Source organism: Pseudanabaena sp. CCNP1317, from assembly GCF_034931345.1.
In the GTDB taxonomy this organism is placed as follows: Bacteria; Cyanobacteriota; Cyanobacteriia; order Pseudanabaenales; family Pseudanabaenaceae; genus Pseudanabaena; species Pseudanabaena galeata.
Genome location: NZ_JAYGIF010000098.1, coordinates 42,429 through 52,013, shown reverse-complemented (window position 1 = coordinate 52,013; position 9,585 = coordinate 42,429). Strand labels below are relative to the sequence as shown.

Annotated in this window: 19 protein-coding genes; 15 read left to right on the top strand and 4 right to left on the bottom strand. The window is 39.5% G+C overall.

The annotated features are described in order from the left end of the window. Positions 1-81: 81 nt before the first annotated feature. The 4 genes from VB775_RS17205 (at position 82) to VB775_RS17190 (ending at position 1,428) form a co-directional block, all read left to right on the top strand. On the top strand, positions 82-318 hold the full coding sequence (locus VB775_RS17205) for a type II toxin-antitoxin system HicB family antitoxin (protein ID WP_281006882.1): 237 nt from the start codon (positions 82-84) through the stop codon (positions 316-318). Further along, entirely contained in the window at positions 315-545 is a 231-nt protein-coding gene (locus tag VB775_RS17200) for a type II toxin-antitoxin system HicA family toxin (RefSeq protein WP_281006890.1), read from the top strand. The genes VB775_RS17205 and VB775_RS17200 overlap by 4 nt, the downstream gene beginning before the upstream one ends. A gap of 125 nt (positions 546-670) precedes the next feature. After that, positions 671-1,006, top strand: coding sequence for a nucleotidyltransferase domain-containing protein (locus VB775_RS17195; RefSeq protein WP_281006889.1), 336 nt, complete (start codon positions 671-673; stop codon positions 1,004-1,006). Continuing rightward, positions 1,003-1,428, top strand: a complete 426-nt coding sequence (locus VB775_RS17190; RefSeq protein WP_281006888.1) for a HEPN domain-containing protein — start codon at positions 1,003-1,005, stop codon at positions 1,426-1,428. The genes VB775_RS17195 and VB775_RS17190 overlap by 4 nt, the downstream gene beginning before the upstream one ends. On the opposite strand, the gene VB775_RS17185 is transcribed toward VB775_RS17190, so the two are convergent. Then, a complete protein-coding gene (locus VB775_RS17185; RefSeq protein WP_281006887.1) occupies positions 1,403-1,690 on the bottom strand; it encodes a type II toxin-antitoxin system RelE/ParE family toxin in 288 nt (95 codons plus the stop codon). The genes VB775_RS17190 and VB775_RS17185 overlap by 26 nt on opposite strands. Beyond that, positions 1,677-2,030: a type II toxin-antitoxin system Phd/YefM family antitoxin gene (locus VB775_RS17180; protein WP_281006886.1), complete on the bottom strand. Its 354-nt coding sequence runs from the start codon at positions 2,028-2,030 to the stop codon at positions 1,677-1,679. The genes VB775_RS17185 and VB775_RS17180 overlap by 14 nt, the downstream gene beginning before the upstream one ends. Positions 2,031-2,098: 68 nt before the next feature. On the opposite strand from VB775_RS17180, the gene VB775_RS17175 reads away from it, so the two are divergent. The 9 genes from VB775_RS17175 (at position 2,099) to VB775_RS17135 (ending at position 5,733) form a co-directional block, all read left to right on the top strand. Beyond that, positions 2,099-2,293 carry a hypothetical protein gene (locus tag VB775_RS17175; protein ID WP_281006885.1) on the top strand — a complete coding sequence of 65 codons (195 nt, stop codon included), beginning with the start codon at positions 2,099-2,101 and terminating at the stop codon, positions 2,291-2,293. Between the two features lie 30 nt (positions 2,294-2,323). Next, entirely contained in the window at positions 2,324-2,500 is a 177-nt protein-coding gene (locus VB775_RS17170; protein WP_281006884.1) for a hypothetical protein, read from the top strand. Further along, positions 2,490-2,813 (top strand): type II toxin-antitoxin system PemK/MazF family toxin, encoded by a 324-nt coding sequence (locus VB775_RS17165; protein ID WP_281006883.1) that lies wholly within the window; start codon positions 2,490-2,492, stop codon positions 2,811-2,813. Before VB775_RS17170 ends, VB775_RS17165 begins: the two co-directional genes overlap by 11 nt. A 219-nt stretch (positions 2,814-3,032) precedes the next feature. Continuing rightward, positions 3,033-3,269, top strand: a complete 237-nt coding sequence (locus tag VB775_RS17160) for a type II toxin-antitoxin system HicB family antitoxin (RefSeq protein ID WP_281006882.1) — start codon at positions 3,033-3,035, stop codon at positions 3,267-3,269. Beyond that, on the top strand, positions 3,266-3,496 hold the full coding sequence (locus tag VB775_RS17155) for a type II toxin-antitoxin system HicA family toxin (protein ID WP_281006881.1): 231 nt from the start codon (positions 3,266-3,268) through the stop codon (positions 3,494-3,496). Before VB775_RS17160 ends, VB775_RS17155 begins: the two co-directional genes overlap by 4 nt. A 117-nt stretch (positions 3,497-3,613) precedes the next feature. Then, positions 3,614-3,823, top strand: a complete 210-nt coding sequence (locus VB775_RS17150) for a hypothetical protein (protein ID WP_281006880.1) — start codon at positions 3,614-3,616, stop codon at positions 3,821-3,823. Next, complete coding sequence (locus tag VB775_RS17145; RefSeq protein ID WP_281006879.1) at positions 3,813-4,073, top strand: type II toxin-antitoxin system RelE family toxin; 261 nt, start codon at positions 3,813-3,815, stop codon at positions 4,071-4,073. The genes VB775_RS17150 and VB775_RS17145 overlap by 11 nt, the downstream gene beginning before the upstream one ends. Positions 4,074-4,385: 312 nt before the next feature. Next, positions 4,386-4,751: a hypothetical protein gene (locus tag VB775_RS17140; protein ID WP_281006878.1), complete on the top strand. Its 366-nt coding sequence runs from the start codon at positions 4,386-4,388 to the stop codon at positions 4,749-4,751. Positions 4,752-4,848: 97 nt separating this feature from the next. After that, positions 4,849-5,733: a HEPN domain-containing protein gene (locus VB775_RS17135; RefSeq protein ID WP_281006877.1), complete on the top strand. Its 885-nt coding sequence runs from the start codon at positions 4,849-4,851 to the stop codon at positions 5,731-5,733. An 82-nt stretch (positions 5,734-5,815) separates the two neighbouring features. On the opposite strand, the gene VB775_RS17130 is transcribed toward VB775_RS17135, so the two are convergent. Continuing rightward, positions 5,816-6,124: a hypothetical protein gene (locus VB775_RS17130; protein WP_281006876.1), complete on the bottom strand. Its 309-nt coding sequence runs from the start codon at positions 6,122-6,124 to the stop codon at positions 5,816-5,818. A 27-nt stretch (positions 6,125-6,151) separates the two neighbouring features. On the opposite strand from VB775_RS17130, the gene VB775_RS17125 reads away from it, so the two are divergent. Next, complete coding sequence (locus tag VB775_RS17125; RefSeq protein ID WP_281006875.1) at positions 6,152-6,313, top strand: hypothetical protein; 162 nt, start codon at positions 6,152-6,154, stop codon at positions 6,311-6,313. Positions 6,314-6,449: 136 nt separating this feature from the next. Next, positions 6,450-7,661 carry a glutathione S-transferase family protein gene (locus VB775_RS17120; RefSeq protein WP_281006874.1) on the top strand — a complete coding sequence of 404 codons (1,212 nt, stop codon included), beginning with the start codon at positions 6,450-6,452 and terminating at the stop codon, positions 7,659-7,661. A 187-nt stretch (positions 7,662-7,848) separates the two neighbouring features. Here VB775_RS17120 and VB775_RS17115 read toward each other — a convergent pair whose 3' ends face one another. Then, a complete protein-coding gene (locus tag VB775_RS17115; RefSeq protein WP_281006873.1) occupies positions 7,849-9,492 on the bottom strand; it encodes a GspE/PulE family protein in 1,644 nt (547 codons plus the stop codon). Positions 9,493-9,585 lie beyond the last annotated feature (93 nt).

The window sequence follows — 9,585 nt, the reverse complement described above, 5'->3', positions numbered from 1 at the left end:
TGATCGCCTAACTCAGCAAAAATCAATTATGATCAAAGAGATGAAACCTAAAAATTGATGCCTTAAAATAATCAAGAATATATGAAAAACAGCAAAAAAGCATATAACTATACGGTGCTTCTAGAAAAGGAAGAAGATGGAGGTTATCACGCTTTTTGTCCTATTCTCAGAGGTTGTCATTCTCAGGGGGATACTTTTGAAGAAGCGATCGCTAATATTACGGAAGCAATTGAGCTATATATTGAAAGTTTAATAGCTGATAGTCAGCCTATCCCTAGAGAAAATTTAATTGTCAAACCTTTGAGTGTTTTGGTATGAGCAACTTTCCAAGCGTTAAGGCTAAGGAGTTTATAAGGGTTATCGAAAAGTTGGGGTTTTATTTCGATCGCCAAAAAGGAAGTCATGCTATTTACAAAAATATTCAGGGAAAAAGAGTTGTTGTTCCAATTCATTCTGGAAAAGATATTAAACACGGTACTTTGATGGGAATGATTCAAGATATTGATGTTGACAAAGAGACTTTTTTCAAATTATTGCAAGAATAAAGCGATCACACTCTCACCACCCATAAACCCGATCGCCTATTTCCCCACCAAACAGCGATCTCCTCTTCATGTTAATGATCCTAGATTAGAATAGTGTTGATAATGCTTGCTTTAGCCTTAAACCTATGATTACAACTATTAAGAACAAGCAATTATTTGTTTTGTTAAACGAGCTAAAGTCTAGTCTGGTGAAACTCTATGGAGACAGATTGTTTTCGGTGATTCTTTTTGGTTCTCATGCAAGAGGAGAGGCTACTTCTGAATCAGATATTGATGTGATGGTAGTTTTGGCAGATCCTGTTAACGCAGTTGAGGAGAGATCAAGAATGTCTAGTCTTTTTTGGTACTTCTTGAGGGAATATGATGAACTAATCTCAATTATCCCAATATCAAAATCTCGGTTTTTAGCGGGTGAAATTTCTTTTCTGAGAGTGGTTAGGCGTGAAGGTATTGAGGTATGAATGAATTAGCAAAGTTCTTGCTATTATCCAATGACGATTTGGAAACTGCTCAATTATTATGCGATTGTGGACGTTATCGTTCGGCTATATCGCGTGCTTACTATGCCATGTTTTATATGACTCAATATTTACTTCTCTCTGAAGGATTGGATACTTCTACTCACAAAGGAGTTCTTAAGATGCTTAGTCTACATTTTGTGAAAACAGGGAAAATAACTCCAAGTGTTGCAGACTTACTGAGAGAGGCTTACGATGCTAGACAAGCTTGTGATTATGAATCTGATATGACTGAGAATGAGGAAATGGCGAAAAATGCGATCGCTAACGCTCAAACTTTTATTTCTAGCGATCGCCTTTTCTTTCCATCCAAAAAAACACTTGAATTTTACTCAAGTATTAGAACTGATTTTCAATATCTCTAGACTGATGCAGAATACGCACAATTTCAATGTAAGTTTCCATTCTTTTGTAGAAGATAATGTATGGCTTAACTGGGAAACTACGCAGTTCTTCTGAAAGCTCTTTTCTGCCTCTACCCATCTCTGGAAACTGTGCAAGCATAGGAAACTTGTCTAGGACTTTTGCTAGTAATAAATCGGCTGCTAGGGAATCATTTTGAGCAAGATATACCCACATATCCTCAAGGTCACGATCTGCTTGTCGGGATATCTTAAATCGATTCATTTTTATTAGCTAGGCGTTTTTGACCACGATTTTTAATGTTTTCTAATAGATTGGGTAATGTGTCCGAATCGTATTCGGTGTAATCACCATTTTTGAGTTGTGCAATTCCGAGGTTAATGTCTTGTTGTAGTGTTGCGAGTTTCAGGGCGCGAAGTTCGGCTTCGGCTTGCTCTGCCCGATCGCATATTGCTTGAAAGGCATGAGCATCTTGGACAACGACTTCAGCTTTACCGTTAACGGTTAGAACCATAGGCGATTGTGTTGATTTAATGCGTTCGATAAATTCTTTGGCGTTGCGCTTGAAGTCGCTGAGGGAATGGATATTTTTTAGCTCGATCATAGTTGTCAAAGCACTTAATTCGGATCTAATTTAATGATAGCTGATCTTTCTTAGCGATCGCAATTTCTATGATTCTTCATAAAGATCTATCGCTCTATCGCCTATTTCTCCAAATCAAACAGCGATCGCCCCTCATCACCCATAAACCCGATCGCCTAAATCTCCACATCAAACAGCGATCGCCTCTCTCTATCCACAAACCCGATCGCCTATTTCCCTCAACACCAAACAGCGATAGCATACTAACAAATATGCTAATCTAGGTTAAACTGACGCATTATGCAAAGGTAAAAATGGATACTTTGGTGGAAACATTAAATGTAAAGTTAGCCAGATGGCAGCCAGATGTTGCTGAATTGGCGAGACAGTTCATTTTGGAAATAATTGACTTAGCTGATCAGGATGCGTTAGATATTTTGCGATCGCGTTCTGTGGAGCAGGAAGTATTGGATTTGCTGGATGAATATTAAACAGGGTGAAGTTTGGTTAGCAGATTTAGGGATAGCTGCAAAGACTCGTCCTGTTGTCATTGTTTCTCGTTATGATGCAAATCCTCCAAGAGTTTTAGTGATTTATGTTCCATTGACGACTCAGTATAGAAATAGTGAGTATGAGGTCGTACTTCCTAACTTGAAGTTTCTCAATCAATCATCTATAGCTAATGTTCAGGGTATTGCTTCTATTCCTACCGCAAGGTTAGAACGCAAGTTGGGAGATTTGCCGAGTGATGTAATGTCGCAAATCAAGAAAGCAATTATTTTTTCGATGGATTTAAGTTTGTAAGTTAGCGATCGCCCCTCATCACCCAACACCCGATCGCCTTTTCCTCACCCCACACTGCGATCGCCAATCACCACCCACAAGACCCGATCGCCTATTTCCCACATCAAACAGCGATCGCCACTCACCACCCACCAAACCTGATCGCCTAAATCAACAAAAATCAATTATGATCGAGTAGATGAAATATAGAGATTGATATCTTAAAAAATTCAAGAATATATGAAAAACAGCAAAAAAGCATATAACTATACGGTGCTTCTAGAAAAGGAAGAAGATGGAGGTTATCACGCTTTTTGTCCTATTCTCAGAGGTTGTCATTCTCAGGGGGATACTTTTGAAGAAGCGATCGCTAATATTACGGAAGCTATTGAGCTATATATTGAAAGTTTAATAGCTGATAGTCAGCCTATCCCTAGAGAAAACTTAATTGTTAAGCCTCTGAGTGTTTTGGTATGAGCAACTTTCCAAGTGTTAAGGCTAAGGAGTTTATCAGAGTTATCGAAAAGTTGGGGTTTCATTTCGATCGCCAAAAAGGGAGTCATGCTATCTATAAAAATATTCAGGGAAAAAGAGTTGTTGTTCCAATTCATTCTGGGAAAGATATCAAACAAGGTACTTTGATGGGAATGATTCAAGATATTGATGTGGATAAAGAGACTTTTTTCAAATTACTACAAGAATAAAGCGATCGCTCTTTTCACCACCTACAAAACCCGATTGCCTAAATCTCAAATCAAACAGCGATTATATTGACGGCTAAGTTAAAATTAGTTAAACCCAAGTAGTAGATCCTTAGTGCTATGCAGATAAAAGAACTCACTACCGAACAGTTTCGTTTACTAGTTCGTGAAGTTGTAATTGAAGTGCTAGAAGAATATATCGATCTAGATGAAGGTAAGAAGTTAAAAGCATCGGTTGTGGAACGTTTATTACGACAACAACATCAACCGACTGTTATTCCTGCGGCTCAAACTATGCAATCATTGGGGCTGAATTGGGATGAGCTATAGCATTGATTTTACTTCTGAGGCGATCGCGGATCTTGCGAAAATTGATCGCACTAATCAAATACGGATAGCTCGTAAAATTAAGTGGTTAGGCGAGAATTTTGAACAAATTACGCCTCTATCTCTTTCTGGCAATTTATCAAGCTTTTTTAAGCTGCGTGTTGGAGATTATCGGGTTATTTATGCGATCGCCCAATCACAAAAAAGTGTCATTATTCATCAGGTCGGACATCGTAGAGAAATTTATGATTAGATGAATAATCGCCTATTCCCTCACCTCAAACTGCGATCGCCCCTCATCACCCAACACCCGATCGCCTAAATCCCCACCCCAAACAGAGATCGCCCCTCGTCACCCACAAAACCCTCTTGCCTATTCTCTCAAATCAAACAGCATCGCCAATCACCACCCACAAACCCGATCGCCTATTCCCTCAAATCGAACAGCGATCGTCCCTCATCACCCACAAACCCGATTCATATTAAAGTCTTGGATTAACATATTTAAAGATTTTGTAATAAAATAAAGGAAATATCTGGTTTTTGAATCAAGTAGGTATACTTCATGTTTGATTTTATCGCTAAGCTTTTTGGTGAAGACAACCGTAGTGAGATAGAACGCTATATCGAAGATGAACTATTTTTTAGGGAAAAAGATTTTGTCAAGTTTGTTGTACTTCAAGCAAGATTCGATGTAAATATTGCTGAAAAAAATTGGTTTCTTCGTCAGAATAAAACTATACAAAAAGCTTATTTGGGTCTGCTTTTTATGTGTGAAAATGATTCTGGGAAGGAGACTTTTGACAAGCTGGGTCATTTAAGCCCAATCTCACCAGAGTTTAAAAAGCTTAGAGATTTGAATATGAAAAAATATGGCTTGCATCTATGGGGTGACGAATTGATAAAATATCATAATCCTCAACTGAAGTAATGATGATAAGCATCAGTTCGATTTTTAAACGAAAAATATTAGACAATAAAAATTATTCTTTATTTAATAAAAACTAAAATAGCCTAAGAGGATAGGGATGTATAAAATCTGTATTGTTTTTCATACTGATAGTCCAAATATATTTGAGAATAATTTAGATTGTCAAAAATTCAATTTCTTGAAAGGTAAATTCTTATCTTTTGAAAGTCTAAAAAAAGACTCTTTAGACCAGATTAATGAATTTGCAATAACTGTAGGCAAATTTGAGGATAAAGATGAAGCGCAAAAAGAAAGTCATATCCTCAAAGACTGTTTATTAATGCTTGGAGCAAAATGGAGAATAGGTGTCAAAGTAAGTAAAGTAGATGTAGTTGCAACTGACGCAATAGTTCTAAATGTTGGTTTCAAAAGTGCGACTTATTTAGCATCTAGATCCATTGAGATCTTTAGAGATGAATTAGATTCTATCATGAACTTAAATCCTAAACTCAGTGATAAGCAAAGACTAGCTTTAGAGCTTTACGGTAATTCATACTACGAGTATTCTGTACGCGCTCAGTTTCTTACATTAATAACGGCAATAGAGAGTCTTATTAAAAAAAAGAAATTATCTAAAAATATAAGTGATGTAATAGATCAGCTTAAACAATTTGTCATGAATTCAGACACAATTTCTGATATTGAAAAAAAATCAATCTCAGAACGCCTATCGCAAGAGTTGAAAAAACAGACTATTACTGAAGCAGTAGCAGAACTTGTTAAGACTCATCTTGATGGCAAAGAATATGCCTATTTGACTGAAAAGGGGATTTCATATCCAAGTGAATTTGTAACTTCCTGCTATAAGGTACGCAATAAGCTCGTACATAATGGTTCCAGTGACGAACATCCTTTTCCATCTGGAATCAAAAATTTTGAAGAACTTACTCGTCTATTGAAACTTGTAGTTGCTGATCTTCTACTTAAAATAATCGAATCTTAAGTGATATATCCTGACGTGCTTTAATCGATAAAGCTTTTATTTGTCGTGCCGCCTTTGGCAATATTTGCACTTCATAGGACATCTAAACTAACTCTCCCACCAATGAGTTCCAAGGAATTGGTTGATCCCCTAACCTTTCTGCCTCAGCGATCGCCTCTAGAGCATCCTGTAAATCCAATCTATCCTCTAAGTCGGTTTCTTCTAAAAAATCAACCAATTCTCTAGGCGTAGTATCCAGAATCTTTGCCAGCGTAAAAATGGAAATCTGCGGCGTATCGTTGAAATAGAGCAAACTATGCAAATATTCACGCTTTAACCATGCCAAAAAGCGATCGGGCGTAGTTCCCAAAACATCTGCTGAAGTTGCTAAGTCAACTGTTAGCTTTGCCATAATTTTACTCAATAGCGAAAAAGTAAGATGCATAAGCGTCATCCTAAGGTTGATTGTACTCTAAACTTCAACACGATCGCCAGCGCCCTCGCCATGCAGGAAAAACTGATGCTCAATGGCATCCGCTATCGTCCCAATTACAAGATTGCGATCGCCAACCATCCTGCTTTGGTAATTTCTCGGCTATGAGCAACCGCTTCAATTTAATCTGATTGGGCTTAGTTTTATAGTGTGTATTTTTGGCGCAAAGGACTGTGAGTGTCGCGATCGCAATTTATGGCACTATGATGGATTAAAACCCTGCCCAATCATCACGCCTGTTTCTATGACTATTGCTCCGCTAAACTGGACAGAATTAGAATCCCTTACAGATTTCCACATAGATACTGTCAATGGTTCTACTAACTCACAAGCACGGCTACGACTATTTGGACATACCGAAGCCGATGTACGGGTGACACTATATCGCGACAATCATGCATGGTGTCCTTACTGTCAAAAGATTTGGCTCTGGTTAGAGGAAAAACAGATTCCCTATCGCATCGAAAAAGTAACTATGTTTTGCTATGGCGAAAAGGAAAGGTGGTACAAACAGATTGTGCCTTCAGGAATGTTACCTGCGATCGCCTTAGATGGAAAAATCATTACTGAAAGCGATGATATCTTGATTGCCTTAGAGAAGGTGTTTGGCTCTCTCAGGCACGGTATGCTTGATGCTCAAGTAATTCCCGTCAGACGATTAGAAAGAATTCTATTTCGAGCTTGGTGTGAATGGCTCTGTCGTCCTGTCAGTTCTGCTGCTCAAGAGCAGCGCCATCGTCAACAGTTTATTGAAGTCATGCAGCAGGTAGAAGCGGTATTGGGAAGTACGCCTAGCCCCTATTTTCTGGGAGACTTTGGTACTGCTGATGTGATTTTTACGCCCTATGTTGAGCGGATGAATGCTAGCCTCTACTATTACAAAGGCTACTCCATGCGTGAAGTTAATCCGCGCATGTCAGCTTGGTTTGATGCGATGGAAAGTCGTCTGACCTATCGCGGTACTCAGAGTGACTTCCATACCCATGCCCATGACTTACCACCACAAATGGGAGGTTGCTATGAAAATGGTGAACCACAGATGCTCATCAATAAGGAACGAGTGGATCATGGTTCTTGGTTTGGACTGCCCGACGTAACTTATGCAGAACCTAATAACTCTCGTCAAGAAGCACTGCACCGAGTGATCAAACATCGAGCCAATATCATTAAAGTCAATCCTGAAGATAATAAATTATTTGATGAAGCTCTACGTTGTGCTTTAACCAATATGATGACTGGGGAAGATTGTGCGCCACCACCTCATTCTGATATTGCTTTGAGGTATTTGCGCGATCGCATTAGCGTACCTCGTGACATGTCGATTTATGCGGCAAAGCGTCTCAGAGAATCACTTGAGAAAACTGCGGCTTTAGCAGGCGATCGGCAAAGTCCACCTATTCTCGTCAGACATCGGCGCGATCAAGATCCTACTAACTTTACTTCTCTCTCTTCGTGAAATCAATTACTGATGTTATGTGGAAGTTTCCAAGACCCTCACCCCTAGCCCCTCTCCCAAAAGGGGAGAGGGGAACAAGAAATTAGTCTTACTCCCCTTCTCCCTTGATGGGAGAGGGGGCTGGGGGGTGAGGGTTCCAAGTAACATCAGTCAATTAAACGAAAGCGGTGTAGAGCGCCGCCTTCGTTTATGTTTCTGTATCAAACATTTGACGGGGTAGTACCCGTAGGGATTCTTCCAATGTGGTTACTCCTGTGGAAATTTTCTTACGCACACTATGATAAAAAGGTTCATAACCATGACCTGCCAAGTATTCAACTAGTTGCGATTGAGTTCCTTCAGTGATGATTTTGCGTACTTGAGGGGTAACATCGAGTAATTCAAATATCGCCTCACGTCCCAAATAACCTGAGCCAAAACAATGTTCACATCCTCTTCCAGTTCGCCAATCCTGATATTTAACCTCCTGTACTGTCACATTGAGAAACTTTAGTTCTGCTTTTGTGGGTACATAAGATTCAGAACAGAAGGAGCAGATTTTCCTTACTAATCTTTGTGCGACAACTCCTAACAAAGATTCGGCAATCAAACTGGGATGCAGCCCCAAATCCTTTAATCGTGCTACGGTACTCACTGCATCATTAGTATGCATTGTAGATAGCACTAAATGCCCTGTCATCGCCGCTCGAATTGTAATTTCCGCAGTTTCCAAATCTCGAATCTCTCCCACCATAATGATGTCAGGATCTTGACGCAAAATTGACCTTAGCCCAGAAGCAAAGGTTAATCCTCCGACTTCCTGCACTTGTCCTTGGGTGATATTTGATAAATTATATTCAACGGGATCTTCCATCGTAACGATGTTAACTTTATCAGTTGCTAACAATTGCAGAGTGGCGTATAGAGTACTAGTTTTACCCGATCCCGTTGGTCCAGTAACGATGATTAAGCCTTGGGGTTGCGATATCCAACTGCGATAAATTGTTAATGCTTGTGCTGTGAAGCCCACATCTTCGAGGGTTGTTGTCAGCATCTTGTGACGTGGCAATAGTCGAATTACCGCCTTTTCCCCGCCCACACAAGGAAATGTGCTAACCCGCATGTCTAAATCTAAATCAAGATTATCAGCAGTAATATAATGTTGAGTAACTCGACCATCTTGCGGACGGCGGCTTTCGCCGATGTTCATATTACTCATTACCTTAAGAGCCACGATTGTTTTGCGACTTATTTCGGGAGGTAAGATGCGGGTTGTCCGCAAGATACCATCAATGCGATAGCGTACACGCAAGCCTGACTCGGTAGGTTCTAAGTGAATGTCACTAGCACGATGTTGCAAAGCCACAGAAATTAGGGCGTTGATTCGATGGGTTTGATCAAGGGCTTGAGAGAGGTAAATTTCAGAGATCTCATCTAAGTGAGCTTCTTCATTTGCCCCTGTGAGGGGATTGATAATTGGTGCGGCAATATTGTCGGTTTCAGGGAGATTTTGTCTGAGGAACCATAACAGATAACTTTCAGGAGAAATAGATATATTTTTGACTCCTGTTAGTGTTACGTTACTTATCTTTTTTATCTCATCGCTGGTTAGGGGATGGGGTGAGCCTAAATAAAAATAGCCATGCCACAGCAATAAGGGAATAATAGGAGGTAATGATTTGCGATCGTCGAAGTGATGAAAAAATCGATAGTTCACATCTTCATCCAGTAAGTCAATTCGCAGCCCACCTCGTTTATCAACTAATTGCTGAAGTGCATCTTCGCAACTAATCTCTTGGTTGCGGAGGCGATTCCATACCGAAATTGCTGGATTTACGGGTAATTCACTCATAGGGTCCTTAAGGATATCTAATTCACGTTAAATTTAGAGAGAGATTTAAGAACTTTGGTGACATTTTTTGTTTTTTTATTCTTGGGACTGAGA

What these genes read in the sequence shown, in the direction of transcription:
- VB775_RS17175 (WP_281006885.1), top strand. Translation starts at nt 2,099, where the DNA reads ATGATTCTTCATAAAGATCTATCGCTCTATCGCCTATTTCTCCAAATC.
- VB775_RS17125 (WP_281006875.1), top strand. Translation starts at nt 6,152, where the DNA reads ATGCATAAGCGTCATCCTAAGGTTGATTGTACTCTAAACTTCAACACG.
- VB775_RS17120 (WP_281006874.1), top strand. Translation starts at nt 6,450, where the DNA reads ATGACTATTGCTCCGCTAAACTGGACAGAATTAGAATCCCTTACAGAT.
- VB775_RS17140 (WP_281006878.1), top strand. Translation starts at nt 4,386, where the DNA reads ATGTTTGATTTTATCGCTAAGCTTTTTGGTGAAGACAACCGTAGTGAG.
- VB775_RS17190 (WP_281006888.1), top strand. Translation starts at nt 1,003, where the DNA reads ATGAATGAATTAGCAAAGTTCTTGCTATTATCCAATGACGATTTGGAA.
- VB775_RS17195 (WP_281006889.1), top strand. Translation starts at nt 671, where the DNA reads ATGATTACAACTATTAAGAACAAGCAATTATTTGTTTTGTTAAACGAG.
- VB775_RS17205 (WP_281006882.1), top strand. Translation starts at nt 82, where the DNA reads ATGAAAAACAGCAAAAAAGCATATAACTATACGGTGCTTCTAGAAAAG.
- VB775_RS17170 (WP_281006884.1), top strand. Translation starts at nt 2,324, where the DNA reads ATGGATACTTTGGTGGAAACATTAAATGTAAAGTTAGCCAGATGGCAG.
- VB775_RS17165 (WP_281006883.1), top strand. Translation starts at nt 2,490, where the DNA reads ATGAATATTAAACAGGGTGAAGTTTGGTTAGCAGATTTAGGGATAGCT.
- VB775_RS17150 (WP_281006880.1), top strand. Translation starts at nt 3,614, where the DNA reads ATGCAGATAAAAGAACTCACTACCGAACAGTTTCGTTTACTAGTTCGT.
- VB775_RS17135 (WP_281006877.1), top strand. Translation starts at nt 4,849, where the DNA reads ATGTATAAAATCTGTATTGTTTTTCATACTGATAGTCCAAATATATTT.
- VB775_RS17155 (WP_281006881.1), top strand. Translation starts at nt 3,266, where the DNA reads ATGAGCAACTTTCCAAGTGTTAAGGCTAAGGAGTTTATCAGAGTTATC.
- VB775_RS17115 (WP_281006873.1), bottom strand. Translation starts at nt 9,492, where the DNA reads ATGAGTGAATTACCCGTAAATCCAGCAATTTCGGTATGGAATCGCCTC.
- VB775_RS17180 (WP_281006886.1), bottom strand. Translation starts at nt 2,030, where the DNA reads ATGATCGAGCTAAAAAATATCCATTCCCTCAGCGACTTCAAGCGCAAC.
- VB775_RS17145 (WP_281006879.1), top strand. Translation starts at nt 3,813, where the DNA reads ATGAGCTATAGCATTGATTTTACTTCTGAGGCGATCGCGGATCTTGCG.
- VB775_RS17130 (WP_281006876.1), bottom strand. Translation starts at nt 6,124, where the DNA reads ATGGCAAAGCTAACAGTTGACTTAGCAACTTCAGCAGATGTTTTGGGA.
- VB775_RS17160 (WP_281006882.1), top strand. Translation starts at nt 3,033, where the DNA reads ATGAAAAACAGCAAAAAAGCATATAACTATACGGTGCTTCTAGAAAAG.
- VB775_RS17185 (WP_281006887.1), bottom strand. Translation starts at nt 1,690, where the DNA reads ATGAATCGATTTAAGATATCCCGACAAGCAGATCGTGACCTTGAGGAT.
- VB775_RS17200 (WP_281006890.1), top strand. Translation starts at nt 315, where the DNA reads ATGAGCAACTTTCCAAGCGTTAAGGCTAAGGAGTTTATAAGGGTTATC.